Raw genomic sequence first — 24,826 nt, 5'->3', positions numbered from 1 at the left:
AACGCGGCTCGCGCATTCACCCCGCCCGGGCGCGCCGTTTCCCAAAAAGGCGCGCCCGCTTCTGCGTTCGGCTAAAATTCAACGTTTCGGCACATCGGCCGAGCCTCCGGGTCGCGTCGTCACGACGCTGGCCGCGCCGTGTCCGCCCCGCATCAAAGGCAATCATGCTCACTTTCCAGCAAATCATTCTGACGCTGCAGTCCTACTGGAACGACAAGGGCTGCGCGCTCCTCCAGCCGATCGACATGGAAGTCGGCGCGGGCACCTCGCACGTCCACACGTTCCTGCGCGCGATCGGCCCCGAGCCGTGGCGCGCGGCCTACGTTCAACCGTCGCGCCGCCCGAAGGACGGCCGTTACGGCGAGAACCCGAACCGTCTGCAGCACTACTATCAGTATCAGGTGGTCCTGAAGCCCGCGCCGGAAAACATCCTCGATCTGTATCTCGGCTCGCTCGAAGCGCTCGGCTTCGATCTGAAGCAGAACGACGTGCGCTTCGTCGAGGACGACTGGGAGAACCCGACGCTCGGCGCGTGGGGTCTCGGCTGGGAAGTGTGGCTGAACGGCATGGAAGTGACGCAGTTTACGTACTTCCAGCAGGCGGGCGGCCTCGATTGCAAGCCGGTGCTCGGCGAAATCACCTACGGTCTCGAACGTCTCGCGATGTATCTGCAGAAAGTCGAGAACGTGTACGACCTCATCTGGACCGAGTGGGAAGAAGACGGCCCGAACGGACGTGTGCTGCGTCAACTGAGTTACGGCGACGTCTATCACCAGAACGAAGTCGAACAGTCCACGTACAACTTCGAGCACGCGAACGTCGATCTGCTCTTCACGTTCTTCAAGAGCTACGAAGAAGAAGCGAAGAAGATGATCGATGCGAAGCTCGCGCTGCCCGCATACGAACTCGTGCTGAAGGCGGGCCACACGTTCAATCTTCTCGACGCACGCGGCGCCATCTCCGTGACGGAGCGCGCGGCGTATATCGGCCGCATCCGTGCGTTGTCGCGCCTCGTCGCGCAGGCTTACTACGATTCGCGCGAAGCGCTCGGCTTCCCGATGCTCGGCAATCCGGTCAGGGGCGATCGCGACCTCGTCACCGACGAGCAGGAGGCACAGCGTCCCGCATGGGCGCCGCCGCTGAGAGTGGAAAGCTCGCCCACGGGCAACAACGAACAGGTTTGACGAGGCTCGACAGAACAATGACGCAATCCAACCACGCTTCCCTGCTCGTCGAGCTGCTCACCGAAGAACTGCCGCCGAAGGCGCTCGCGCGTCTCGGCACTGCTTTTGCCGAAGGCATCGTGGAGCGGCTCGCCGCGCGCGATCTGATCGACGGCGCGCCGTCGTTCGAAAAGTACGCGACGCCGCGCCGCCTCGCTGTGCTCGTGAAGAACGTGCGCGATGTCGCGCCCGAAAAGCAGGTGCGCGAAAAAGTGCTGCCGGTGACGGTTGCGCTCGACAAGGAAGGCAATCCCACGCCGCCGCTCGCGAAGAAGCTCGCGGCGCTCGGCTTCCCTGATTTCCCGCTCGCCGAACTCGAACGCGCGCAGGACGGCAAGGCCGAAGCGTTCTTCCTGCGCTACGCCGCGCCCGGCGCGACCCTCGCCGACGGCCTGCAAGCCGCGCTCGATGAAACCCTCGGCAAGCTGCCGATCCCGAAGGTCATGACCTATCAGCGCCCGGACGGCACCAGCGTGCAGTTCGTGCGTCCGGTGCAGCGCCTGATCGCGATGCACGGGCATCACGTCGTGCCGGTCAGCGCGCTCGGCGTCGATTCGGGCGATACGACCGTTGGCCATCGATTCATGTCGGAAGGCTTCGTCGCGATTGCGAACGCCGACGACTACGCCAGCACATTGCGCCACAAAGGCCATGTCGTCGCCAGTTTCGACGATCGCCGCGAATCGATCCGCACGCAGCTTCAGGCGTTTGCAGGCGATGACCGCGTCGTGATGCCCGAAGCGCTGCTCGATGAAGTGAACGCGCTCGTCGAATGGCCGGTCGTCTACGAATGCCGCTTCGACGAGGAATTCCTGCAGGTGCCGCAGGAATGTCTGATCCTCACGATGCAGACCAACCAGAAGTATTTCGCCCTCACCGACCAGCACGGCAAGCTGCGCTCGCGCTTCCTGATCGTGTCGAACATCGATACGAAGACGCCGGGCGAGATCGTCGAAGGAAATCAGCGCGTCGTGCGCCCGCGTCTCGCCGACGCGAAGTTCTTCTTCACGCAGGACAAGAAGAAGCGTCTCGAAGACCGCGTGCCGCTGCTCGCGAACGTCGTCTATCACAACAAGCTCGGTTCGGCCTTGCAGCGCGTCGAGCGTCTCGAAGCGCTCGCGGGTGAAATCGCGCCGATGGTCGGTGTCGACGCCGCGTTGACGCGCCGCGCCGCGCGCCTCGCGAAGGCGGACCTGCTGACCGACATGGTCGGTGAATTCCCCGAGCTGCAAGGCACGATGGGCACGTACTACGCGCGTCACGACGGCGAGCCGGAAGAAGTCGCGCTCGCGTGCTCGGAGCACTATCAGCCGCGCTTCTCGGGCGATGACACGCCGTCGACGGGCGTAGGCGCCGCCGTTGCGCTCGCGGACAAGCTGGAGACGATCGTCGGCATCTGGGGCATCGGCCTCGCGCCGACCGGCGAGAAAGACCCGTTCGCGCTGCGCCGTCATGCGCTCGGCGTGCTGCGCATCCTGCTGGAAAAGAAGCTGCCGATCGATCTGCGTGAACTCGTCGGCACGGCGCAACGCCAGTTCGCGAACATGCCGCAAGTCGCCGATTCGACCGAAGCCATCTACGCGTTCTTCCTCGATCGCCTGCGCGGCCTGTTGCGCGAACGCGGCTTCGAAGCGAATGATATAGAAGCCGTGCTGAGCCTGAATCCGACGCGTCTGGACGATATCGTCGCGCGCCTCGACGCCGTGCGCGAGTTCGCGGCGCTGCCGGAAGCCGCGGCGCTCGCGGCGGCCAACAAGCGCATCTCGAACATCCTCAAGAAGTCGGAACAGGGCGCGCCTGCGTCGGTGAACAAGGAACTGCTCGTCGAGGCGGCGGAGAAGAATCTGTACGCGCAGATCGAGCAAGTCACGCCGCGCGTGCAAAGCCAGCTCGCCGCGCGCAACTACACGGAAGCGCTGAGCGCCCTCGCCGCGTTGCGCGAAAGCGTCGACACGTTCTTCAACGACGTGATGGTGAACGCGGAAGACCCCGCGCTGCGCAACAATCGTCTCGCGTTGCTCAACGCATTGCATCAGCAGATGAACTGTGTCGCTGATATCTCCAAGCTCGCTGCCTGACGCGCCGCCATGGTCATGAACCGAAAACTGGTCATCCTCGATCGCGACGGCGTGATCAACGTCGATTCCGATGCGTTCATCAAGTCGCCGGACGAATGGGTCGCCATTCCCGGCAGTCTCGAAGCGATCGCGCGGCTGAATCAGGCGGGTTATCGCGTGGCGATCGCCTCGAATCAGTCGGGCATCGGGCGCGGCCTGTTCGACATGGCCGCGCTGAACGCGATGCATCAGAAGATGAATCGCGCGGTCGCGGCGGTCGGCGGGCGCATCGACGCGGTGTTCTTCTGCCCGCACACAGCCGAAGATCAGTGCGATTGCAGAAAGCCGAGGCCGGGCATGTTGCAGCAGATCATCGACCGCTTCGAGATCGATCCGGAAGACACGCCGGTCGTCGGCGATTCGCTGCGCGATCTGCAGGCGGGCGCGACGCTCGGCTTTCCCGTGCATCTCGTGCTCACCGGCAAGGGCGAAAAGACCTTGAAGGAAGGTCAGTTGCCCGAAGGCACTGTCGTCCACAAGGACTTGCGCGCCTTCGCGCTCGACTTCCTCAAGCGGCATCAAGACCGCGCCGCCGCTCAGTAACGCCGAGACTCCATGCGCTTCATCCGTTCGTTGCTGTTGATGCTCTATTTCATCGTGTACACGGTGCCGTACGCGATCGCCTGCTTCATCGCGTTTCCGTTCATGCGCGCCGACAAGCGCTACTGGATGGCCGCCGGCTGGTGCAAGTCGACGATCGTCGTGCTGCGGCATCTGATCGGCATTCGCTACACGATCGACGGCATGGAGAACCTGCCCAATGGTCCCGCCGTGCTGCTGTCGAAGCATCAGTCCGCGTGGGAGACGCTCGCCTTTCCCGCGCTGATGCCGCGTCCGCTGTGCTACGTGTTCAAGCGCGAGCTGCTCTACGTGCCGTTCTTCGGCTGGGCGCTCGGGCTGCTCAAGATGGTGCACATCGACCGCAAGCAGGGGCGCGACGCGTTCACGTCGGTGACGAGCCAAGGCCGCGCGCGCATGAACGAAGGCGCGTGGGTCATCATGTTTCCCGAAGGCACGCGCACGAAAGTGGGCAGCCAGGGCAAGTACAAGACCGGCGGCGCGCGCTTCGCGGTCGCGACCGGCGCGCCCGTCGTGCCGATCGCGCACAACGCGGGGCACGTGTGGCCACGCAATTCCTTCATCAAATATCCGGGTATAGTCACGGTGTCGATCGGCCAGCCGATCGATACGACCGGCCTCACGCCCGAGGAAGTGAACACGCGCGTCGAAAGCTGGATCGAGGCGGAAATGCGCCGCATCGATCCGCACGCTTACGCCGCGCCGAACGCGCAGCCGGGTGAAGCCGGCGCCGCGGGCGCGGGCCGCTGAAGCGGCGGCGTTCGAATCGAGCCGCGGCGTGCCTTACTCGTTCTTCTCGTCATTCCTGCGCCGTGAGCGCAAAGCCGAGCCGATGCAGAAAGCCCCATCGCGACAGCGCCCCGCCGTCGCGCTCGATACCCTGCAACTCGATCTGCCGTTCGAGCATGCGCCGGCCTACTCCGGCGCGCCGCCCGCGAACGGACCGGCTCCGCTGCGCGGCGACGTGCCGGGCAGCGATCCCCTTCCCATCCTCACACCCGCAGCGCCGCCAGCTCCATTACCCGATGGCGTGCGCCTGCGCCGCATCACGCTCAAGGCGGGCGCGCTGGAGTACCGGTTGCGCCGTTCGTCGCGGCGCACGATCGGCTTTTGCATCGACGGCACCGGGCTCGCGATCACCGCGCCGCGCTGGGTGACGATCGCGGACATCGAAAGCGCGATCCTCGACAAGCAGACCTGGATCGTCAAGAAGCTCACCGAATGGCAGACGCGCGTCGAGCAGCGCGCGCTGCCGCGCATCGAATGGAAAGACGGCGCGCAGTTTCCGTATCTCGGCAAGACGATCAGCGTGTCGCTCGGATCGACGGCGAGCACGCTCTCCTTCGACGACGAAACCTGCGTGCTCTCGCTCGCGATGCCCGCGCTCGCCGACGCGCAGCAGATCAAGGATCGCGTGCAGGGCTGGCTGCAGTCCGAAGCGAAGCGCATCTTCGGCGAGCGGCTCGCCGTGTATGCGGCGAAGCTCGGCGTGGAATATCGCGCGTATGCGCTGTCATCGGCGGCGACGCGCTGGGGCAGTTGCTCGAGCGACGGCAAGATCCGCCTGAACTGGCGGCTCATCCATTTTCCGCTGTCGATCATCGATTACGTGGTCGCGCATGAACTCGCGCATCTGCGCGAGATGAACCACAGCCCGCGTTTCTGGCGGACGGTCGAATCGATCTTTCCGGAGTTCCGCGAGGCGCGGCATACGCTCAAGCATCATCCGCCCGACCTGCTGCCGGCGCTCTGAGGCGCGCTCAGCGTGCGGGGAGCGCCGACGGTACAATTTCCTTCCTGTCCCCCGCAAACAACACACAACAGGAATCCCACCATGCGACTCCTCCATACGATGCTGCGCGTCGGCGACCTGCAGCGTTCCATCGATTTCTACACGCGCATTCTCGGCATGAAAGTGCTGCGTCAAAGCGAAAACCCCGAGTATAAGTACACGCTCGCGTTCGTCGGCTACGGTCCCGAGAGCGAGCACAGCGTGCTTGAACTGACCTACAACTGGGGCACCGACAAGTACGACCTCGGCACCGCGTACGGTCACATCGCGCTCGAAGTGGACAGCGCCGCCGACGCGTGCGAGCGCATCCGTCAGGCAGGCGGCAAGGTCACGCGCGAAGCCGGCCCCGTGAAGGGCGGCACGACGGTGATCGCATTCGTCGAAGATCCGGACGGCTACAAGGTCGAGCTGATCGAAAAGCATTCCTGATTCACGCATGACTTCGCGCCGCGCATTCGTCGCGGCGCGCAATCCCCACGGGCGCATCGCGACCTTTCGCTCATCGCAGCCGGTTCGCTGGCACAATCGACGCTCCAAATCAGTGCATGGCCTCCGCGGCCACGCCTACCGAGCCCGCCGATGAGCACGCCCTCCCTCGCCCTGCGCCGCGCCCCCGACGCCACCGCCATCATCGTGATGATCGCGCTGTGCGGCGCGTGGGGATTCCAGCAAGTCGCGATCAAGGAAGCGAACGCGTCGATTCCGCCGATGCTGCAGGCCGGCATCCGCTCGCTGATCGCCACCTTGCTCGTGTGGATCTGGACGCGCACGCGCGGCGTGCCGCTCTTTCAGCGCGACGACACGCTGCCCGCCGGTCTGCTCGCGGGCGTGCTGTTCGGTGGCGAATTCGTCTGCATCTTCTTCGGCCTGAACCTCACGACGGCCACGCGCATGGCGGTCTTTCTCTACACCGCGCCCTGCTTCACCGCGCTCGGACTGCACTGGTTCGTCGCGGGCGAGCGCCTGTCGCGCACGCAGTGGAGCGGCATCGTGCTCGCGTTCTGCGGCATCGCGCTCGCATTCGCCGACGGCTTTCTTCACGGCAATCCGAACAGCGCATCGACGTTGCACGGCATCGCGGGCGATGCGCTCGGCATCCTGGCGGGCATTTTCTGGGCCGCGACGACGGTGGTCGTGCGCGCTTCGTCGCTCGCGCACGCCAGCGCCAGCAAGACGCTCTTCTATCAACTGGCGGTATCGGCGGTATTGCTGCTCGTGCTTGCGGCGGGCATCGGGCAGACGCATGTCGAAGCCGTGTCGCCGATGGCGATCGCGAGCCTCGCGTATCAGGCGGTCGTCGTCGCGTTCATCAGCTATCTGACGTGGTTCTGGCTGCTCACGCGCTATATGGCGTCGCGGCTGTCGGTCTTCTCGTTTCTCACGCCGATCTTCGGCGTCACCTTCGGCGTGCTGCTGCTCGGCGAGCATTTCACCGCGCGCTTCATGATCGCCGCGGCGATGGTGCTCGCGGGCATCGCGCTGGTGAACCGATCCGCCCCGATCGCGAAGCGTTAAACTGTATCGCGGTCTCAAGATTGCAAATGCAGCGGAGATCGCATTGCAGACAGGGGAACCAGCGTGCAACCGATCATCCAGCCTTTCTTCGATATCAACACCGGCACGATGACGTATGTCGTCTACAAGGAAGCCGGCGCGCCGGCGGCCATCGTCGATCCGGTTCTCGACTACGATCCGCACGCCGCGCGCACCTCGACGCGCTCCGCCGATGCGGTCATCGCGTTCGTGCATGAACAGCGGCTTCGCGTCGAATGGATTCTGGAGACGCACGCGCACGCCGATCATCTTTCGGCGGCGCCGTATCTGAAGCGCGAACTCGGCGGGAAGATCGCCATCGGCGAATCGATACGCACGGTTCAGGGCGTGTTCAAGAAGATCTTCGATCTCGAGCCGGAGTTTCAGCTCGACGGCTCGCAGTTCGATCATCTCTTTTCCGATGGCGAGCGCTTCATGATCGGCGAGCTCGAAGCGTGCGCGCTATTCGTGCCGGGGCACACGCCTGCCGACATGGCGTACCGGATCGCTGACGCGGCGTTCGTCGGCGACACGCTTTTCATGCCGGACGTCGGCACCGCGCGATGCGACTTCCCGGGCGGCAGCGCGCGCAGGCTGTATCGGTCGATTCAGCGGCTGCTCACGCTCGATCCCGATACGCGGCTTTTCGTCTGCCACGACTATCCACCCGACACGCGCGGCCCGCGCTGGCAAAGCACGGTACGCGAGCAACGCGAACAGAACATTCATGTGGGCGGCGGCAAGACAGAAGACGAGTTCGTCGCGATGCGCGAGGCGCGCGACGCGACGCTCGGCATGCCGACGCTCATCGTGCCGGCGATTCAGGTGAACATCCGCGCGGGCCATTTTCCGGACGCGGCGGGCAACGGCACGACGTATCTGAAGATTCCGCTCAACGCGTTCTAGCGCGCGGGTTTCATCCTTCAATTCGTCCGCGCGTCACGCCGAGGAGCGTGGCCATCGCGCGGCGCGCGCCGCTCGAATCGCGGGCGATGATCGCATCGAACACGGCCGTATGTTCCGCGAGCGACGCGTTGTACACCTCGGCGCGCTTCGCGTTCAGGCGCAACTGGCCTTCGAGCGTGCGCTCGATCAGCGCGCCGAGCGGTATCAGCAATTCGTTGCTGCACGCGGCGAGCACGCAAAGATGGAAATCGAGATCGGCGCGCACCCATTCGTCGACGTTCTGCGCGTCCGCCATCGCCCGATGCGCGCGCGTGAGCCGTTCGCGCGTGCCGTCCTCGTGATTGTCGGCGGCGAGCGCCGCGGCGTACGGCTCGATCATCTCGCGCATCTCCTGAAGCTTGAGCGCGAATTGCAGCGGCGGCGCGACGCGCGAATACCAGTCGAGCATGTCGGCGTCGAGCAGATTCCAGGCATGCTTCGCGCGCACCCGCGTGCCGACTTTCGGCCTGGACTCGATCAGCCCCTTCGACGTGAGCGTACGCAACGCTTCGCGCAGCACCGTGCGGCTCACGCCGAAGCGCTCCATCAGTTCCGCTTCGCGCGGCAATGGCAAGCCGGGCGAAAAATCGCCTCGCAGAATCGCCATGCCCAGTTCAAGCGTAACGCGGCCGTGCAGATCCCGGTGAATGATGGTCTCCCTTTTCGTTGGGCCACGATTATCGGGTATTTGACTGATGTTTCGTAAGTCCCGATTATTCTTGAATAATACTATTAATATGCTCACATCGCGGTTTTTGCTACCATGTGATTCCTTATCGGGAGACGCTTCATGAAAATCACGAAACTCGAGACCTTTATCGTTCCGCCGCGCTGGTGCTTTCTCAAGATCGAAACCGACGAAGGCATCACCGGCTGGGGTGAGCCGGTCGTCGAAGGCCGCGCTCATACGGTCGCCGCCGCCGTCGACGAACTCGCCGATTATCTTGTTGGCAAGGACCCGCGTCATATCGAAGACCTGTGGCAGGTGATGTACCGCTCCGGCTTCTATCGTGGCGGGCCGATCGGCATGAGCGCGATCGCGGGCGTCGATCAGGCGCTGTGGGACATTCTCGGCAAGCATCACGGCGTGCCCGTGCACGCGCTGCTCGGCGGTCAGGTGCGCGACAGGATCAAGGTCTATTCGTGGATCGGCGGCGATCGTCCGAGCGATGTCGCGAACAACGCGCGCGCGGTGGTCGAGCGCGGCTTCAAGGCCGTGAAGATGAACGGCTCTGAAGAGTTGCAGATCATCGATACCTTCGACAAGGTGCAGGGCGTGATCGACAACGTGCGCGCGGTGCGCGAGGCGGTCGGGCCGGACGTGGGCATCGGCGTGGATTTCCATGGCCGCGTGCACAAGCCGATGGCGAAGGTGCTCGCAAAGGAACTCGATCCGTTCAAGCTCATGTTCATCGAAGAGCCGGTGCTCTCGGAGAACGTCGAGGCGCTGCGCGATATCGTCAACCAGACGAGCACGCCGATCGCGCTCGGCGAGCGGCTCTACTCGCGCTGGGACTTCAAGCACATTCTCGCGGGTGGCTACGTCGACATCATTCAGCCGGACGCGTCGCATGCGGGCGGCATCACGGAATGCCGCAAGATCGCGACGATGGCCGAAGCCTACGACGTCGCGCTTGCGCTGCACTGCCCGCTCGGCCCGATCGCGCTCGCGACCTGCCTGCAGATCGATGCGGTCAGCTACAACGCGTTCATTCAGGAACAGAGCCTCGGCATCCACTACAACAAGGGCAACGACCTGCTCGACTACATCAAGAATCCGGAAGTCTTCAAGTATGAAGACGGCATGGTCTCGATTCCGCAAGGGCCGGGACTGGGCATCGAGGTGAACGAGGAGAAGGTGCGCGAGATGGCGAAAGTCGGCCATCGCTGGCGCAATCCGGTGTGGCGTCACGCGGATGGCAGTGTGGCGGAGTGGTGATGCCTTTAGCGCCGAAGCCTTGCCTTCACGCCGCCGCGTAATGCGTTGCTGATGAGCAAGTCTTCGGCGTCGAGCACGTCGTCCAGCGTGAGCGTGCGTTCGGCGGCGTGGCGTTGTTCCATCAGCACCGCGCGCATCACGCCCGGCAGCACGCCGGCGTCGATAGGCGGCGTGAACCACTTGCCGTCGCGTTGCACGAAGATGCTCGAACGGCCGCCTTCGGTCAGCTCGCCGCGTTCGTTGAAGAACAGCATGTCGAACGCGCCTTCGGCCTCGGCGGCTTTCCACGCGCGATCGTAGTCGGCGCGGCGCGTGGTCTTGTGCCGGAGCAACGGATCGCCAGACGATTGCGGCGCGAAGCCGCGATCGGACGCGAGCAACACATCGACGGTATCCGATGGCAACGGCGCAAGCGGCGCGCTCGTGATCGCGATGCGTCCGCTCTTGTCCAGCGCGATACGCAGACGATATGGCTGGCCAGCATCGAATGTCGCGCAGTGCGCCTGGACCTGCTTCCGTAGCGCGTGCTCGTCGAATGCAAAGTCGAGATACGCGGCGCTGCCCTTTAATCGCGCGACGTGCCGCGCGTAGTGACGAACGCCTTCATCGCGCGTTGCATACGTCGTCTCGAACAGTTCGAAGCCGGGGTCCGCACCGGTCAGGAAGCGCGCTTTCAACAGACACTCCTCGTATTCATCGGCGGCGACGCTGTCGAGCACGATGCCCGCGCCGATGCCGAGCACGCCGCGCTTCGCGGCCGCATCGATGACGAGCGTGCGAATCGCCACCGACATGCAGAAGTCGCCGCTCGCATCCAGCCAGCCGATCGCGCCGGTATAGAGGCCGCGCGGCGTGCTCTCGATTTCGTCGATCAGTTGCATCGTCCGATACTTCGGCGCGCCGGTGATCGAGCCGCACGGAAAGAGCGCGCGCACGATGCCGGCGAACGACGTGCCGGGAATCACGCGCGCCTCGATGGTCGATGTCATCTGCCACACCGACGCGTAAGCCTCGACCGAAAACAGCGCGGGCACCTTCACCGAACCCGTGACCGCCACGCGCGACATGTCGTTGCGCAGCAAGTCGACGATCATCACGTTTTCTGCGCGGTTCTTCGGGTCGAGACGCAAGGCTTCGGGATCGGCGTCGCGCGGCGCGGTGCCTTTCATCGGGCGGGCGCGCAACAGTTCGCCCTGCTTTTCGACGAACAGTTCCGGCGAGCACGACACGATCGACCTGCCGTCCGGCATCGCGATGAACGCGCCGTAGTGCACGGCCTGCCGCTCGCGCAAACGCCGATACAGCGCGAGCGGCGCGCCGAACACATCGAAGTTCAGCCGGAACGTGTAATTGATCTGGTACGACTCGCCTTCGCGCAGCGCGTCCTGAACGGCGGCGATGGCGGCATCGAATTCATCGCGCGTGACGCTCGCTTCAATGCCCGCGACGCCTGCCGTCACGTCATCGGCTCTCGACCCGAGCCACGCGCCGACTTCATCGCGCGACAGACGCGCGCAATCGCGGAACATCAGCACGCGCAAGGCATGCTCGTCTCCGCGTCCGATGCGCCCGAACTGGAGATTGCGGCCGAACTCGTAATCCGCGACGACGACCGCGTGCAGGCCACTTTGCAGATCGCGGTCGATCTCGCCGCAGACCGCGTCCAGCGCACGCGCGTCCACGCACACGCGTTCGTGCACAAAGTCCGTGTACAAACGACTCGACCGCCTTTCGGCGGTCGCATCGCAATCGTCGAGCAGCGCGAACACCGCGCTGCGCTCTTCGGTTTTCATCGTCATGCTCGCACGACGTACCGCCCACTCGACCGCATCAGTCGAAGAAGCTCTTCACGCGGTCGAACCAGCTCTTGCTTTGCGGACTATGCCGCGCGCCGCCCTGCTCCAGCGACTTTTCGAACTGCTTGAGCAGATCGCGTTGCTGTTCCGTGAGCTTGACCGGCGTTTCCACCTGGACATGCACGTACAGATCGCCCGCGATGCTCGAACGCAAGCCCTTGATGCCCTTGCCGCGCAGGCGGAACGTCTTGCCCGACTGCGTGCCTTCGGGCACCGTGAAGCTCGCGCGGCCAGCCAGCGTGGGCACTTCGATCTCGCCGCCCAAAGCCGCCGTGGTGAAGGGAATCGGCATCTGGCAATGCAGGTCGTCGCCGTCACGCTCGAACACGGTGTGCTGCTTGATGTGGATTTCCACATACAGATCGCCGCTCGGGCCGCCATTGATGCCCGGTTCGCCGTTGCCCGCCGAACGGATACGCATGCCGTCGTCGATGCCCGCCGGAATCTTCACTTCCAGCGTCTTCGTTTCCTTCACCTTGCCCGCGCCGTGGCAGTTCGCGCACGGATCGGGAATGTAGCTGCCGCTGCCGTGACACTTCGGGCACGTCTGCTGGATGCTGAAAAAGCCTTGCGACATGCGCACCTGGCCCTGACCGTGGCAGGTCGGGCAGGTTTCGGGCTTGGTGCCCGGCTTCGCGCCCGAGCCGTGACAGATGTTGCAGTTCACCCAGCTCGGCACGCGAATCTGCGTGTCGTAGCCGTGCGCCGCCTGCTCCAGCGTGATCTCCATGCTGTAGCGCAGGTCCGCGCCGCGATACACCTGCGGGCCGCCGCGTCCGCCGCGTGCCGCTCCGCCCGCCGCTTGTCCGAAGATGTCGCCGAAGATATCGCCGAAGGCATCGGCGAAACCGCCGAAGCCTTGCGCGCCCGCGCCCGCCATGTTCGGATCGACGCCCGCGTGGCCGTACTGGTCGTACGCGGCCCGCTTCTGCTGGTCGGAGAGCATTTCATAGGCTTCCTTCGCCTCCTTGAAATTCTCTTCCGCCTTCTTGTTGTCCGGATTGCGGTCAGGGTGATACTTCATCGCGAGCTTGCGATACGCCTTCTTGATCTCGTCGTCGCTCGCGTTCTTCGCGACGCCCAGAACGTCGTAGTAATCCCGTTTCGCCATGTCGGTTCGATGCCGCCGCGCGTCACGCGACGGTTCCTGTCAGATGCTGCGAGTCCGTTGCTCCGACTCGCACGTAAAACTTCGCGCGCCTCGCCTAAATCAAGACGCCTCTGAAAAACAACGTGCCCGGAGAGCCGTGAGGCTCGCCAGGCGCGTTACACGTAAGACGCGTCACGCGTCCCGGAGATGCCACCGAAAGGCACGCGCGCGTTGCCACGCCCGCGCCCTTGCGGCTTAGTCCTTCTTCACTTCCTTGAAGTCGGCGTCGACGACATCGTCGTGATGCTGGCTCGCGCCCGCTTCCGCCGATGCGCCCGCGCCTGCCGCACCCGCGGCCGCGCCCGCCGCGCCTTGCTGCGCCTGCATGTCGGCGTACATCTTTTCGCCGAGCTTCTGCGAAGCCTGAGCCAGCGCCTCGATCTTCGCTTCGATCGCGGCCTTGTCGCTCGAACCGCTCTTCAGCGTGTCTTCGAGATCCTTCAGCGCTGCTTCGATCTTTTCCTTGTCCGAAGCGTCAACCTTGTCGCCGTACTCCGCGACGGCCTTTTTCGTGCTGTGAACCAGCGCATCGCCCTGGTTGCGTGCGTCGGCCAGTTCGCGCAGCTTGTGATCTTCCTCGGCGTTGGCTTCGGCGTCCTTCACCATCTTGTCAATTTCCGCGTCCGTCAGACCCGAGTTCGCCTTGATGGTGATCTTGTTTTCCTTGCCCGTCGCCTTGTCCTTCGCGCCGACGTGCAGAATGCCGTTCGCGTCGATGTCGAAGGTCACTTCGATCTGCGGCGTGCCGCGCGGTGCGGGCGGAATGCCTTCGAGGTTGAACTCGCCGAGCAGCTTGTTGCCCACGGCCATTTCACGCTCGCCCTGGAACACCTTGATCGTCACGGCGCCCTGGTTGTCGTCCGCCGTCGAATACACTTGCGCGTGCTTCGTCGGGATGGTCGTGTTCTTGTTGATCATCTTCGTCATCACGCCGCCGAGCGTCTCGATGCCGAGCGACAGAGGCGTCACGTCGAGCAGCAGCACGTCCTTGCGGTCGCCCGACAGAACCTGACCCTGAATCGCGGCGCCCACGGCCACGGCTTCGTCCGGGTTCACGTCACGGCGCGGATCCTTGCCGAAGAACTCCTTCACCTTTTCCTGCACCTTCGGCATGCGCGTCATGCCGCCGACGAGGATCACGTCGTCGATTTCGCCAACCTTCACGCCCGCATCCTTGATGGCGATGCGGCACGGTTCGATCGTGCGCTCGATCAGTTCTTCGACGAGCGCTTCGAGCTTCGCGCGGGTGAACTTGAGGTTCAAGTGCTTCGGACCCGACGCGTCCGCCGTGATGTACGGCAGGTTGATGTCGGTCTGCGCGGTGGACGACAGTTCGATCTTCGCCTTTTCAGCGGCTTCCTTCAGGCGTTGCAGCGCGAGCACGTCCTTGCTCAGGTCGACGCCCTGCTCCTTCTTGAACTCGCCGATGATGTAATCGATGATGCGCTGGTCGAAGTCTTCACCGCCGAGGAACGTGTCGCCGTTGGTCGAGAGCACTTCGAACTGCATTTCGCCGTCCACGTCCGCGATTTCGATGATCGAGATATCGAACGTGCCGCCGCCCAGGTCGAACACCGCGATCTTGCGGTCGCCCTTTTCGGCCTTGTCCAGACCAAACGCGAGCGCGGCTGCCGTCGGCTCGTTGATGATGCGCTTCACTTCCAGACCGGCGATGCGGCCAGCGTCCTTGGTTGCCTGACGCTGGCTGTCGTTGAAGTACGCCGGCACCGTGATCACGGCTTCCGTGACCGGCTCGCCGAGGTAATCCTCAGCGGTCTTCTTCATCTTGCGCAGCACTTCGGCGGAGACCTGCGACGGCGCGAGATTCTTGCCGTGCGCCTCGACCCATGCGTCGCCGTTGTCGTGCTTGACGATCTTGTAGGGCATCAGATTGATGTCCTTCTGCACTTCCTTTTCTTCGAAGCGGCGGCCGATCAGGCGCTTGACCGCGTACAGCGTGTTACGCGGGTTGGTGACCGACTGGCGCTTCGCAGGCGCGCCGACGAGGATCTCGTTGTCATCCATGTACGCGATGATCGACGGCGTGGTGCGCGCGCCTTCCGAGTTCTCGATGACCTTGACCTGGTTGCCTTCCATCAGCGCCACGCACGAGTTCGTGGTGCCGAGGTCGATGCCGATGATTCTGCCCATTTTTTATACTCTCCTAGCTTTGTTCGCTTTGGCGTTGCGGCGGCGGTGTGTCGTGCCTGACGCCGGCTTTTGCCGATTTACCGGGCCGAACGCCCAAAATTCATACCTGTACGCAAGATAAGAGCGCCAGTTTCGATTTCAAGACCCTGAAGACGATGCGGTCTATAACTTTTTTTGTGCGGCGCCGTTCTTACTTTGGTGCGGCGACGGTCACGAGCGCCGGACGCAGCACGCGGTCGGCGATGACGTAGCCCTTCTGCAGCACCGTGACGACGGTATTCGGCTCCTGCTCGGCCGGGACCATGGAAATGGCCTGATGGCGATGCGGATCGAATTTCTCGCCGACCGGATTCACCGCGATCACTCGGCCCTTTTCCAGCGCGCCGGTGAGCTGGCGCAGCGTCAGCTCAACGCCCTCACGCACCTTGGCGAGATCCGTCGATTGATCGGCGAGCGCGGCTTCGAGGCTGTCGAGCACGGGCAACAGGTTTTCCGCGAAATTTTCGATGGCGAATTTATGCGCCTTCGCGACGTCTTCCTGACTGCGGCGGCGCACGTTTTCCGTCTCGGCCTTGGCGCGCAGGAATTCTTCCTTGAGCGTCGCGATGGTGGCCTGCGCTTCGGCCAGCGCGGCCTCGGCCTCATTCGGCGCCGGCTGCGGCGCGGCGGGCGCGTCTGCCGGTGCGGCCTGCGCCGCATTGGTCGGGTCGGCGGCCTGGCGCGCGTTATCGTCGGCGGGCGTCGGGTTCTGGCTCGCTGAATTCTCTTGCGTGTTTTCCATGTCGCTTGATGTGTATTGCTGTGAGTTGAACCGGATGCGATCGCGGCCAGATTCAGTTGGTCGCGTTTTTCGCACTAACGGCCGAAATTGGGGCGTCGAAGACATTTTCAAGCCTTCAGACGATTTTTTCGGACTTTTTTCAGTGCATCGATGGCGCCGAAATGGCCAGTAATGAACACTTCGCCGCACCGCGCAATTTTGAGATTGAGGGAAGTCCCTGACTCGCCTACACTGCAATCAAGCACCGCAGGACGCACGTTTACCCTAATCCTACGAAATGCTTCAATCCGCTTTCAGCCCTTGCCCGTTTCCTGAACCGGTCGCTTTCTGACCGGGCAACCCGTTTTCCGGGGGTACCATGAAACTGACCTTTGCTATCGCGGTGGTCGCCTTGGTACTCGTCGCGGGAACGACCACCATTTGCATGTCCGGCGTCGTGACCGACCGTACCACCGAGTACGGAGGGGTTCACGCGACCATCGAAAGCTACTTCAATCCGAACGAGAAAATTTGTCGATAGTCCGGCGGTCCCGCTTCGTCGGCCTGCCCTGCAGGTTGGCCGCGGGCTCGCGGAACGTCTTGCGGCGCTCCGCTTCGGCCACGCGTTTCGCCCGGCCCTCTTCCGTTTCGGCGTAAAGGGTCTGCGCGACCGTCGCCGGGCCGCGCACGTCGCACAGACCCAGCACTTCGACTAGCCACACGATCTGTTCGATATCGATCTCGACGATATCGCCCACGCGCACGTCCTTCGACGGCTTCACGTTCGCGCCGCCGATCTTCACGCGCCCCTTCTCGACCGCGTCGCTCGCGAGCGAGCGCGTCTTGAAGAAACGCGCCGCCCACAACCATTTGTCGATGCGCAAACGCGCGCCAGGTTCCGTCGAAATCTTGTAGTTCATCAGTGAATGCTTGTTGAAGCCTGCCTCAGGCCACCGCGGTAAGCGGCTGCACGGTCTGCACCGGCCATCCCTGCAAATGCTGCGCGGCGATTTCACCCAGTGCCTTGATCCATGCGGGCGCGGAATTCAGGCAGGGAATGCGGTGGAACTGCCTGCCGCCGGCCTTCAGGAATTCATCGCGCACCTCGATGCCGATTTCCTCGATCGTCTCCAGACAATCCGCCGTGAAGCCGGGACAGAACACATCCACGCGCGCGACGCCGCCCGCGCCCAGTTCGGCAAGCGTCGGCGCGGTGTACGGCTGGAGCCACTCCGCGCGGCCGAAACGCGACTGGAACGTCACACGGCATTCCACCGGCGTGAGTCCGAGCGCGGACGCGAGCAGCGCGCCCGTCTGCTGGCACTGGTCGTGATACGGGTCGCCGAGATCCATCGTGCGCTTGGGCACGCCGTGGAAGCTCAGCACGAGTTTGTCGCCCGCGGCGAAATCCGGCTGGCCGTGATGCCGCCAATAATCGCGCACCTGTTCCGCCAGCGCGCCGATATACGCCGGATGATCCGCGTAATGGCGAATCGTGCGGATTTCCGGCTGGTTACGTACGCGCCTGAGCGCGGCGAAGGCTTCGTCGAACGCGGTGGCGGTCGTGGACGACGAATACTGCGGATACATCGGCAGAAGGAGAATGCGATCGGCGCCTTCGAGCTTCAGTTGATTGAGCATCGCGCCGATGCCCGGCGTGCCGTAGCGCATCGCGTAGTCGACGATCACGTGATAGTCGTTCGCAGCAAAGAGCCGCCGCAACCCGTCGACCTGCTTTTCGGTGTGCACGCGCAGCGGCGAGCCTTCGGGCATCCACACCTGCGCGTACTTCTTCGCCGAGGAGCGCCCGCGAAACGGCAGGATCAGCCCGCGCAGAATCACCTGCCACACGAGCGAGGGAATTTCGACGACACGCGGATCGGACAGGAATTGGGCCAGATACTTGCGCACCGCCCGCGGCGTGGGCGCGTCCGGCGTGCCGAGATTGATCAGCAGCACCGCGACGCGATGCGAAGCGCTGGGCTGCGAGGGCAACTCGAGGTCGAAACGCATAGGGGCAGGCGGGCCGGGAAAGGTCGTCGGAAAAGGTGAAGACCATTATAGCGGCGCGCCCGAACGCGCATCATTGGCCGAACGGCCTAGTGGCACAGCCTCGCGCGGCGCGCCAAGATGGCGTTACTGGTGACTGAGCGACATCGACAGCAGGCGCGCGGTGATGTCCACGATCGGAATCACGCGGTTGTACGCCATGCGCGTCGGGCCGATCACGCCGAGCGTGCCGACGATCTTTCCGTTGACTTCGTACGGCGCCGTCACGACGCTCATTTCCTCGATCGGCACGAGATTCGACTCGCCGCCGATGAAAATCTGCACGCCTTGTGCGTGACTCGATACATCCAGCAATTGCAGGAGGCTCGTCTTTTGGTCGAACAAATCGAACAGCTTGCGCAGCCGCGCCATGTCGGACGAAAGGTCCGCCACTTCGAGCAGATTGCGCTCGCCGGAAATGAGCACGGTGTCCGTGGGGTCCGTCTCGGCCGTGCTCGCGACCACGGCCGCCTGCATGAGCGTGGTCATGTCGCCGCGCAACTGGTCGATTTCCTCGCGCAGGCGCCGGCGCACTTCGTCGAAAGACAGGCCCGCGAAGTGCGCGTTGATGTAATTGGAGGCTTCGACGAGCTGCGAGGGCGAGTAGTCGCGCTGCGTCGCCATCATGCGGTTCTGTACGTCGCCTTCCGGCGTCACGATGATAAGCAGGATGCGCTTGTCCGACAGCCGCATGAACTCGATCTGCTTGAACATGTGACTGCGGCGCGGCGTGAGCACGACGCCCGCGAACGACGACAGATTGGACAGCACGCTCGCCGCCGCCGCGACGATCTTCTGCGGTTCCTCGCCTTGCAGGCGGGTCTTGACCGCGGTGGTCATCGCTTCGTCTTCGGGCGCTTCTACAGTCAGCATCGTGTCGACGAAGAGCCGGTAGCCGCGCGGCGTGGGAATCCGCCCCGCCGACGTATGCGGGCTCGAGACGAGACCGAGCTCCTCGAGATCCGACATGACATTGCGGATCGTCGCGGGGCTCAGTTCGAGACCGGAATGGCGTGATAACGTGCGCGAACCGACCGGCTGACCTTCGGCGATGTAGCGCTCGATCAACGTCTTGAGGAGGGTTTGTGCACGTGGGTCTAGCATGGGGAAATTTTAGCTCAACGAGTCGAGGGGCGGCGTGCCGCGCCGCGAGTGCTACGTTCAACGTCCGCTCCATTCTAGCGAGAAACAACGCGCGTGCCCGCGCGACGCTGCGCGGTACGGCGAAAGCGCGCCCGGGCGCGGTCGCGCACGGTTCTTTTCGCTCTCTGACTATGGTGTAATGCCGGCATGGAAATTGGCCAATTCAAGACCGTCGCCCTCGTGGGGCGCACCAACACGCCAGGCATCGAGGCGCCGCTGAGATCGCTCGCCGATCACCTGGCGCAGCAAGGCTTCGAGGTCGTGTTCGAGGCGGGCACGGCGAAGGACGTCGGCGTGACGGAGTTCCCGGCGTTGTCCATCGCCGAGATGGGCGCGCGCGCGGACGTCGCGATCGTGCTCGGCGGCGACGGCACCATGCTCGGCATCGGCCGCCAGCTCGCGCCGTACAAGACGCCGCTCATCGGCGTGAATCACGGGCGGCTCGGCTTCATCACCGACATCCCGCTCAAGGCGGTCCGCGAACTGGTGCCGCAGATGCTCGCCGGCCAGTTCGAGCGCGAGGAGCGCAGCCTGCTCGAAGCCCGCATCATGCGCGACGACAAGCCGATCTACCACGCGCTCGCGTTCAACGACGTCGTGGTGAATCGCAGCGGCTTCTCCGGCATGGCTGAACTGCGCGTCTCGGTGGATGGCCACTTCATGTACAACCAGCGCTCGGACGGCCTGATCGTCGCGACGCCCACCGGCTCGACCGCCTACGCGCTGTCCTCGGCGGGGCCGATTCTCCATCCGCAGTTGCAGGGCTTCGTGCTCGTGCCGATCGCGCCGCATTCGCTGTCGAATCGTCCGATCGTGCTGCCCGACGATTCCAAGGTGACCATCCAGATCATCGGCGGGCGCGACGTCAACGTGAACTTCGACATGCAGTCGTTCACCGCCGTCGAACTGAACGACGTGATCGAAGTGCGGCGCTCGAAGCATACGGTGCCGGTGCTGCATCCGGTCGGCTACAGCACCTACGCGACGTTGCGCAAGAAGCTGCACTGGAACGAGCATCCGTCGCAGGATTCTTCGGCGCTCTGACCCACCCGCATCCCGAATTCCGAATCCCCTTTCCGAAGCGTCCATGCTCCGTCATCTTTCCATTCGAGATTTCGTCATCGTCGCCACACTGGATATCGATTTCGATCCAGGCTTCACGGTCTTTTCGGGTGAAACCGGCGCGGGCAAGTCGATCCTGATCGACGCCCTTGCGCTCACGCTAGGCGCGCGCGGCGACGCGAGCGTCGTGCGAACCGGTCAGGCGCGCGCCGACATCACCGCGGAATTCGGCACGCATCCGCAGGTCACGCGCTGGCTGGACGAGCACGCGCTGTCGCAGGACAGCGACTCGGTCATGCTGCGCCGTGTGATCGATTCGGGCGGACGCTCGCGCGCGTTCATCAACGGCACGCCCGCGACGCTCGCGCAACTGCGCGAAGTGGGCGAAATGCTCGTCGATATTCACGGTCAGCACGCGCATCAATTGCTGATGCGGCCCGACGCGCAGCGCGAACTCTTCGACACCCACGCGCAATTGATCGATACCGCCGGCGCGGTGAATCGCGCGTGGCGCGCCATGCGCGAGGCACAGCAGGCCGTCGAAACCGCGCAAAGCCGCGACCGCGAACTGCAACTGGAGCGCGAGCGTCTCGCGTGGCAGTTGAGCGAGTTCGACAAGCTCGCGCCGCAGCCCGGTGAATGGGAGGAAGTGAGCGCGGAGCATCATCGGCTGTCGCATTCGGCGAGTCTCATCGACGGCGTTCAAGGCGCGCTCGGCGCGCTCTCCGAATCCGACGAAGCGATGATCTCTCAGCTCGGCGCGATCATCTCGAAGGTGCGCGGCCTCGCCGATATCGATCCCGACCTGAACGACGTGCTCGCCTCGCTCGAACCGGCGGAGATCCAGTTGCAGGAGGCGTCGTACTCGCTGTCGCATTACGCGCAGCGGCTGGAGCTCGATCCCGACCGCCTCGCGCAAGTCGAAAGGCGCATGGACCAGTTGCACTCGACGGCGCGCAAGTTCCGCCTGCAGCCCGAGACGCTGCCGGAAGAACACGACGCGCGCCGCCGTCAACTCGCCGACCTCGACGCCGCTGCCGATCTCGACGCGCTCAACGCCGCCGCCGACAAGGCGAAGAGCGACTATCTCGCGCAGGCCAAGGTGCTGTCGAAAGCGCGCGCGAAGGCGGCGAAAAATCTGTCGAAGGCCGTCACCGAAGGCATGCAGGAACTGTCGATGGCGGGCGGCAGCTTCGAGGTCGCGCTCGTGCCGCTCGCCGAAGGCGGCGCGAACGGGCTGGAGCAGATCGAATTCCGCGTCGCCGGTCACGCGGGGGTCGCATTGAGGCCGCTCGCGAAAGTCGCTTCAGGCGGCGAACTCGCGCGCATCAGCCTCGCGCTCGCGGTGATCGCGAGCACCGCGAGCCCGACGCCCACGCTCATCTTCGACGAAGTGGACACGGGCATCGGCGGCGGTGTGGCGGAAGTGGTCGGGCGTCTCTTGCACCAGCTCGGACGCGACCGTCAGGTGCTGTGCGTCACGCACCTGCCGCAAGTGGCCGCGCGTGGCGATCAGCATTTCCAGGTCGCGAAGTTCTCCGACGACGCCGGCGGCACCGTCAGCACGGTGACGCCGCTCGACAAGGGCAAGCGTGTCGAGGAAGTCGCGCGCATGCTGGGCGGGCTGGAGATCACCGCGACCACGCGCAGGCACGCGAAGGAAATGCTGGCGGCGTGAACTCCGGCTCAGTCAGCCGCCACCTCGAACACGCGTTCCCACAACCCCGTCACCGCGTCGCGTTCGGCCTGAACCTCGGCCGGATCGACGCGCGCCTTTTCCATGCCGTCGAGCCGCAGCGTGTGCTGGAGCTTGCGGTAATGCCTGTACGCCGCGCCGATCACATCGGCTTCGTCTTCGGCGATCAATCCGCTCTTCGCTGCGAGCTTGAGCAGCGTGATATTGCCCGCGTTGCGCAGAAACTCGCGATGCTCGCGCGTGTGCAAGAGCACCCAGTACTGCACGATGAACTCGATATCGACCATGCCGCCGCGATCATGCTTCAGATCGAACAGGGCGCTGCGATTCGGATGCCCGTCGGCGACCCGCTGGCGCATCGACACGATCTCGCGCGCGAGCGCGGCGGCGTCGCGCTCCATCACGAGCACGTCCGCGCGAATCCGCTCGAACTCCGCGCCGATTTCGGCATCGCCCGCGCTGTAGCGTGCGCGTGAAAGCGCCTGATGCTCCCAGACCCACGCGGTGTTCGCCGCGTCGCCCTCGCGAATCTGATAGCGGCGAAACGATGCGAGGTCGGTTACCAGCAGGCCCGATTCGCCGTTGGGCCGCAAGCGCAAATCGACATCGAACAGTGTGCCCGCGCCGGTTGCCGCCGTGAGCCAGGTGATGAGGCGGCGCGTGAACATCGCGTAGATGTCCGAGGCGGCGTCGTCGGCATCGTCGTAGAGGAAGATGAGATCGAGGTCCGACGCATAGCCCAGTTCCTTCCCGCCGAGCTTGCCGTACGCGATGACCGAGAAGCGCGGCGTCTCCCGATGCCGCTTCGGGAACTGCTTCCAGACCGTTTGCACCGTCACGTCGAGAACGGCGTCGGCGAGTTCGGACAGGCGGTCGCTCACGTGCTCGACCGTCAAATGCCCGGCGAGATCGATCAGGAGAATGCGGAACACTTCAGCCTGATGCGCGTGACGCAGCAGATCCATCTGATGTTCCGCGTCCTCGGCGGCGTCGAGCCGCGCGGTCAGCGAATGCTTGAATGCGGCCCAGTCGAACGGGCTCGCGATGGCTTCGTCGTCGAGCAATTCGTCGAGCAATTGCGGATGGCGAATGAGATAGCCCGCCGCCCAGCGCGAACCCGACAGCACCGACAACACGCGCTCCAGCGCCTTCGGATATTCCGTCAGCAGCGCGAGATACGCGCCGCGCTTGGCCGTAGCTTCGAGCAGATCGAATAGCCGCACGATGGTGTCGCCGCGCCGCGCCGCGTCGATCGACTGCACGGCTTCGAGCGCGCGCTGCGCGACGATGTCGAAGCGCTCGCGGCTCTGCGACGGCAAGCCGCCATAACGCGCCGAATTCCACACGCCCGTCAGACGCGAGAGCACGGGCGCGGGGTCCGCGAAGCCGAGTTCCATGAGACGCGCGGCGAGTTCTTCCTGCGCGGAATCGTCGGCGAGCGCGCTGCTCCAGATCCACGTCGCCGCCGAATCCTCCGCGACGCCGCAGCCGCCCTGCCCGCTGACCTTGTCGGCGAAGATCGCGTCGAACTGCTGCTCGACGAGTTCGCGATGCGCGTCGAGCGTGTCCATCAGCGCGGCGTAGTCCGCGAACCCGAGCGAGTTCGCGAGCAACACGCGTTCGTCGTCGGCGACGGGCATCGCGTGCGTCTGCGCGTCGTTGCGGTATTGCAGGCGATGTTCCACCGTGCGCAGGAACAGATACGCATCGGAGAGCGCGCTGCACACGCTGGGCGCGAGCAGGCCGTGCGCGGCGGCGCGTTCAAGGACGGCAAGCGTCGGACGAATGCGGAAATCCGCCGCCTGACCGCCGCGAATCAACTGAAACACCTGCGCGCTGAACTCGATCTCGCGGATGCCGCCGCGTCCGAGCTTGACGTCATCGGCCTTGTCGGGACGCATCGACGCGCGCCGCCGCGCTTCCTGGCGAATCTGCTGATGCAGCGAACGGATCGCGGCGATCACGCCGTAGTCGAGATAGCGCCGGTAGATGAACGGCGTCGCGATCGCTTCGAGCTGCTTCGCGAGGCGCTTCGCGGAATCGCTCTGCGTCTCGGAGACGAGCCGGCCCTTGATCCACGCGTAGCGTTCCCATTCGCGGCCCTGCACGTAGAAATACTCTTCGAGCATGCCGAGGCTGCATACGAGCGGACCGGAATCGCCGTTCGGCCGCAACCGCATGTCGACGCGAAACACATAACCGTCTTCCGTGATTTCCGCGAGCGCGCCGATCAGCCGCTTGCCGAGCCGTGTGAAGAATTCCTGCGTCGCGAGCGCGGAGCGCGTGCCGCCCGCGGTTTCGCCGTCTTCCTCGTAGACGAAGATCAGATCGATGTCCGACGATGCGTTCAGCTCCCGCCCGCCCAGCTTTCCCATGCCGACGACGCCGAGCGTCAGCCGCTCGCCGTCCGGTCCGCGCGGCTCGCCGAAGAGCGCTTCCAGATCCGCCGACAGCACCGCGAGCGCCCGCTGCACGGTGACTTCGGCGAGGTCGGTCATTGCGCCGGTGACTTCGGCGACGTCCGCCGCGCCCGCGAGATCGCGCTCCATCACCGTGCAGAACACGTCCGTTCGCAGCCGCCGCAGCGCGGTCTTGAGCGCGGCCTCGTTGAGCGCGCCGTTTTCGCTGCACGGCGCGCAGTGCGCGTCGAGCCGCGCTTCGATCCACTCGCGCGTGATGCGCGTCCGTGCCCACTGCGCGACGTTCGACGCCAGTTCGGGACGCGCTGCATACGCGCGCGCCGCATAGTTGGAATAGTCGGAACTGAGAAGGGTTGCGTCGGTCATGAAAGGTTGGGTTCGCTCATTGCTTGCTTGATAAGACATCGCGCT

Annotated in this window: 20 protein-coding genes; 11 read left to right on the top strand and 9 right to left on the bottom strand. The window is 64.4% G+C overall.

The genetic code is table 11. The features are described 5' to 3' along the window. The first annotated feature begins 164 nt into the window (after positions 1-164). The 8 genes from glyQ (at position 165) to NK8_RS01945 (ending at position 8,150) form a co-directional block, all read left to right on the top strand. Positions 165-1,184, top strand: coding sequence for a glycine--tRNA ligase subunit alpha (gene glyQ, locus NK8_RS01980; RefSeq protein WP_213227057.1), 1,020 nt, complete (start codon positions 165-167; stop codon positions 1,182-1,184). 17 nt (positions 1,185-1,201) lie between these two features. Then, positions 1,202-3,301, top strand: coding sequence for a glycine--tRNA ligase subunit beta (gene glyS / locus NK8_RS01975; RefSeq protein ID WP_213227055.1), 2,100 nt, complete (start codon positions 1,202-1,204; stop codon positions 3,299-3,301). Between the two features lie 9 nt (positions 3,302-3,310). After that, positions 3,311-3,883, top strand: a complete 573-nt coding sequence (gmhB, locus tag NK8_RS01970) for a D-glycero-beta-D-manno-heptose 1,7-bisphosphate 7-phosphatase (RefSeq protein WP_162064907.1) — start codon at positions 3,311-3,313, stop codon at positions 3,881-3,883. 12 nt (positions 3,884-3,895) lie between these two features. Beyond that, complete coding sequence (locus NK8_RS01965; protein WP_162064906.1) at positions 3,896-4,669, top strand: 1-acyl-sn-glycerol-3-phosphate acyltransferase; 774 nt, start codon at positions 3,896-3,898, stop codon at positions 4,667-4,669. Between the two features lie 82 nt (positions 4,670-4,751). Then, positions 4,752-5,672 (top strand): M48 family metallopeptidase, encoded by a 921-nt coding sequence (locus NK8_RS01960; RefSeq protein WP_213228440.1) that lies wholly within the window; start codon positions 4,752-4,754, stop codon positions 5,670-5,672. A gap of 81 nt (positions 5,673-5,753) precedes the next feature. After that, entirely contained in the window at positions 5,754-6,140 is a 387-nt protein-coding gene (gloA, locus tag NK8_RS01955) for a lactoylglutathione lyase (RefSeq protein WP_061172838.1), read from the top strand. A gap of 150 nt (positions 6,141-6,290) precedes the next feature. Next, entirely contained in the window at positions 6,291-7,226 is a 936-nt protein-coding gene (locus NK8_RS01950) for a DMT family transporter (protein WP_213227053.1), read from the top strand. A 63-nt stretch (positions 7,227-7,289) separates the two neighbouring features. Further along, a complete protein-coding gene (locus NK8_RS01945; RefSeq protein ID WP_213227051.1) occupies positions 7,290-8,150 on the top strand; it encodes an MBL fold metallo-hydrolase in 861 nt (286 codons plus the stop codon). A gap of 10 nt (positions 8,151-8,160) precedes the next feature. On the opposite strand, the gene NK8_RS01940 is transcribed toward NK8_RS01945, so the two are convergent. Beyond that, on the bottom strand, positions 8,161-8,877 hold the full coding sequence (locus NK8_RS01940; protein WP_213228439.1) for a FadR/GntR family transcriptional regulator: 717 nt from the start codon (positions 8,875-8,877) through the stop codon (positions 8,161-8,163). A 102-nt stretch (positions 8,878-8,979) separates the two neighbouring features. Here NK8_RS01940 and dgoD point away from each other — a divergent pair, with 102 nt between their 5' ends. After that, on the top strand, positions 8,980-10,128 hold the full coding sequence (dgoD, locus tag NK8_RS01935; RefSeq protein ID WP_213227049.1) for a galactonate dehydratase: 1,149 nt from the start codon (positions 8,980-8,982) through the stop codon (positions 10,126-10,128). Between the two features lie 5 nt (positions 10,129-10,133). Here the strand turns inward: dgoD and pabB are convergent, their stop codons facing one another. From pabB to hrcA, 7 genes are all read right to left on the bottom strand, one after another. Continuing rightward, complete coding sequence (pabB, locus tag NK8_RS01930; protein ID WP_213227047.1) at positions 10,134-11,921, bottom strand: aminodeoxychorismate synthase component I; 1,788 nt, start codon at positions 11,919-11,921, stop codon at positions 10,134-10,136. 37 nt (positions 11,922-11,958) lie between these two features. Beyond that, the gene (dnaJ, locus tag NK8_RS01925) at positions 11,959-13,095 is read right to left on the bottom strand and encodes a molecular chaperone DnaJ (RefSeq protein ID WP_162064901.1); all 1,137 of its coding nucleotides are present in this window, start codon (positions 13,093-13,095) and stop codon (positions 11,959-11,961) included. 234 nt (positions 13,096-13,329) lie between these two features. After that, positions 13,330-15,285 carry a molecular chaperone DnaK gene (gene dnaK, locus NK8_RS01920; protein ID WP_213227045.1) on the bottom strand — a complete coding sequence of 652 codons (1,956 nt, stop codon included), beginning with the start codon at positions 15,283-15,285 and terminating at the stop codon, positions 13,330-13,332. Between the two features lie 190 nt (positions 15,286-15,475). Further along, the gene (grpE, locus tag NK8_RS01915; protein WP_213227043.1) at positions 15,476-16,066 is read right to left on the bottom strand and encodes a nucleotide exchange factor GrpE; all 591 of its coding nucleotides are present in this window, start codon (positions 16,064-16,066) and stop codon (positions 15,476-15,478) included. 491 nt (positions 16,067-16,557) lie between these two features. Continuing rightward, positions 16,558-16,965, bottom strand: coding sequence for an RNA-binding S4 domain-containing protein (locus NK8_RS01910; RefSeq protein ID WP_213227040.1), 408 nt, complete (start codon positions 16,963-16,965; stop codon positions 16,558-16,560). A 25-nt stretch (positions 16,966-16,990) separates the two neighbouring features. After that, positions 16,991-18,058 carry a ferrochelatase gene (gene hemH / locus NK8_RS01905; protein ID WP_213227038.1) on the bottom strand — a complete coding sequence of 356 codons (1,068 nt, stop codon included), beginning with the start codon at positions 18,056-18,058 and terminating at the stop codon, positions 16,991-16,993. A gap of 123 nt (positions 18,059-18,181) precedes the next feature. Beyond that, entirely contained in the window at positions 18,182-19,198 is a 1,017-nt protein-coding gene (gene hrcA, locus NK8_RS01900; RefSeq protein WP_162064897.1) for a heat-inducible transcriptional repressor HrcA, read from the bottom strand. 186 nt (positions 19,199-19,384) lie between these two features. Here hrcA and NK8_RS01895 point away from each other — a divergent pair, with 186 nt between their 5' ends. Both NK8_RS01895 and recN read left to right on the top strand, forming a co-directional pair. Then, a complete protein-coding gene (locus NK8_RS01895) occupies positions 19,385-20,281 on the top strand; it encodes an NAD kinase (RefSeq protein WP_162064896.1) in 897 nt (298 codons plus the stop codon). A gap of 43 nt (positions 20,282-20,324) precedes the next feature. Next, positions 20,325-21,977: a DNA repair protein RecN gene (gene recN / locus NK8_RS01890; protein WP_213227036.1), complete on the top strand. Its 1,653-nt coding sequence runs from the start codon at positions 20,325-20,327 to the stop codon at positions 21,975-21,977. Positions 21,978-21,985: 8 nt separating this feature from the next. Here recN and glnE read toward each other — a convergent pair whose 3' ends face one another. Then, entirely contained in the window at positions 21,986-24,781 is a 2,796-nt protein-coding gene (gene glnE / locus NK8_RS01885; RefSeq protein ID WP_213227034.1) for a bifunctional [glutamate--ammonia ligase]-adenylyl-L-tyrosine phosphorylase/[glutamate--ammonia-ligase] adenylyltransferase, read from the bottom strand. Between the last annotated feature and the right edge of the window lie 45 nt (positions 24,782-24,826).

This window comes from Caballeronia sp. NK8, assembly GCF_018408855.1.
In the GTDB taxonomy this organism is placed as follows: domain Bacteria; phylum Pseudomonadota; class Gammaproteobacteria; order Burkholderiales; family Burkholderiaceae; genus Caballeronia.
This window is presented reverse-complemented; position numbering and strand designations above follow the sequence as displayed.

Coding starts and splice junctions, on each gene's coding strand:
- dnaJ (WP_162064901.1), bottom strand. CDS start 13,095: ATGGCGAAACGGGATTACTACGACGTTCTGGGCGTCGCGAAGAACGCG.
- NK8_RS01895 (WP_162064896.1), top strand. CDS start 19,385: ATGGAAATTGGCCAATTCAAGACCGTCGCCCTCGTGGGGCGCACCAAC.
- dgoD (WP_213227049.1), top strand. CDS start 8,980: ATGAAAATCACGAAACTCGAGACCTTTATCGTTCCGCCGCGCTGGTGC.
- glyQ (WP_213227057.1), top strand. CDS start 165: ATGCTCACTTTCCAGCAAATCATTCTGACGCTGCAGTCCTACTGGAAC.
- dnaK (WP_213227045.1), bottom strand. CDS start 15,285: ATGGGCAGAATCATCGGCATCGACCTCGGCACCACGAACTCGTGCGTG.
- recN (WP_213227036.1), top strand. CDS start 20,325: ATGCTCCGTCATCTTTCCATTCGAGATTTCGTCATCGTCGCCACACTG.
- NK8_RS01910 (WP_213227040.1), bottom strand. CDS start 16,965: ATGAACTACAAGATTTCGACGGAACCTGGCGCGCGTTTGCGCATCGAC.
- grpE (WP_213227043.1), bottom strand. CDS start 16,066: ATGGAAAACACGCAAGAGAATTCAGCGAGCCAGAACCCGACGCCCGCC.
- NK8_RS01950 (WP_213227053.1), top strand. CDS start 6,291: ATGAGCACGCCCTCCCTCGCCCTGCGCCGCGCCCCCGACGCCACCGCC.
- NK8_RS01965 (WP_162064906.1), top strand. CDS start 3,896: ATGCGCTTCATCCGTTCGTTGCTGTTGATGCTCTATTTCATCGTGTAC.
- gloA (WP_061172838.1), top strand. CDS start 5,754: ATGCGACTCCTCCATACGATGCTGCGCGTCGGCGACCTGCAGCGTTCC.
- hrcA (WP_162064897.1), bottom strand. CDS start 19,198: ATGCTAGACCCACGTGCACAAACCCTCCTCAAGACGTTGATCGAGCGC.
- pabB (WP_213227047.1), bottom strand. CDS start 11,921: ATGAAAACCGAAGAGCGCAGCGCGGTGTTCGCGCTGCTCGACGATTGC.
- NK8_RS01960 (WP_213228440.1), top strand. CDS start 4,752: ATGCAGAAAGCCCCATCGCGACAGCGCCCCGCCGTCGCGCTCGATACC.
- hemH (WP_213227038.1), bottom strand. CDS start 18,058: ATGCGTTTCGACCTCGAGTTGCCCTCGCAGCCCAGCGCTTCGCATCGC.
- glyS (WP_213227055.1), top strand. CDS start 1,202: ATGACGCAATCCAACCACGCTTCCCTGCTCGTCGAGCTGCTCACCGAA.
- gmhB (WP_162064907.1), top strand. CDS start 3,311: ATGGTCATGAACCGAAAACTGGTCATCCTCGATCGCGACGGCGTGATC.
- glnE (WP_213227034.1), bottom strand. CDS start 24,781: ATGACCGACGCAACCCTTCTCAGTTCCGACTATTCCAACTATGCGGCG.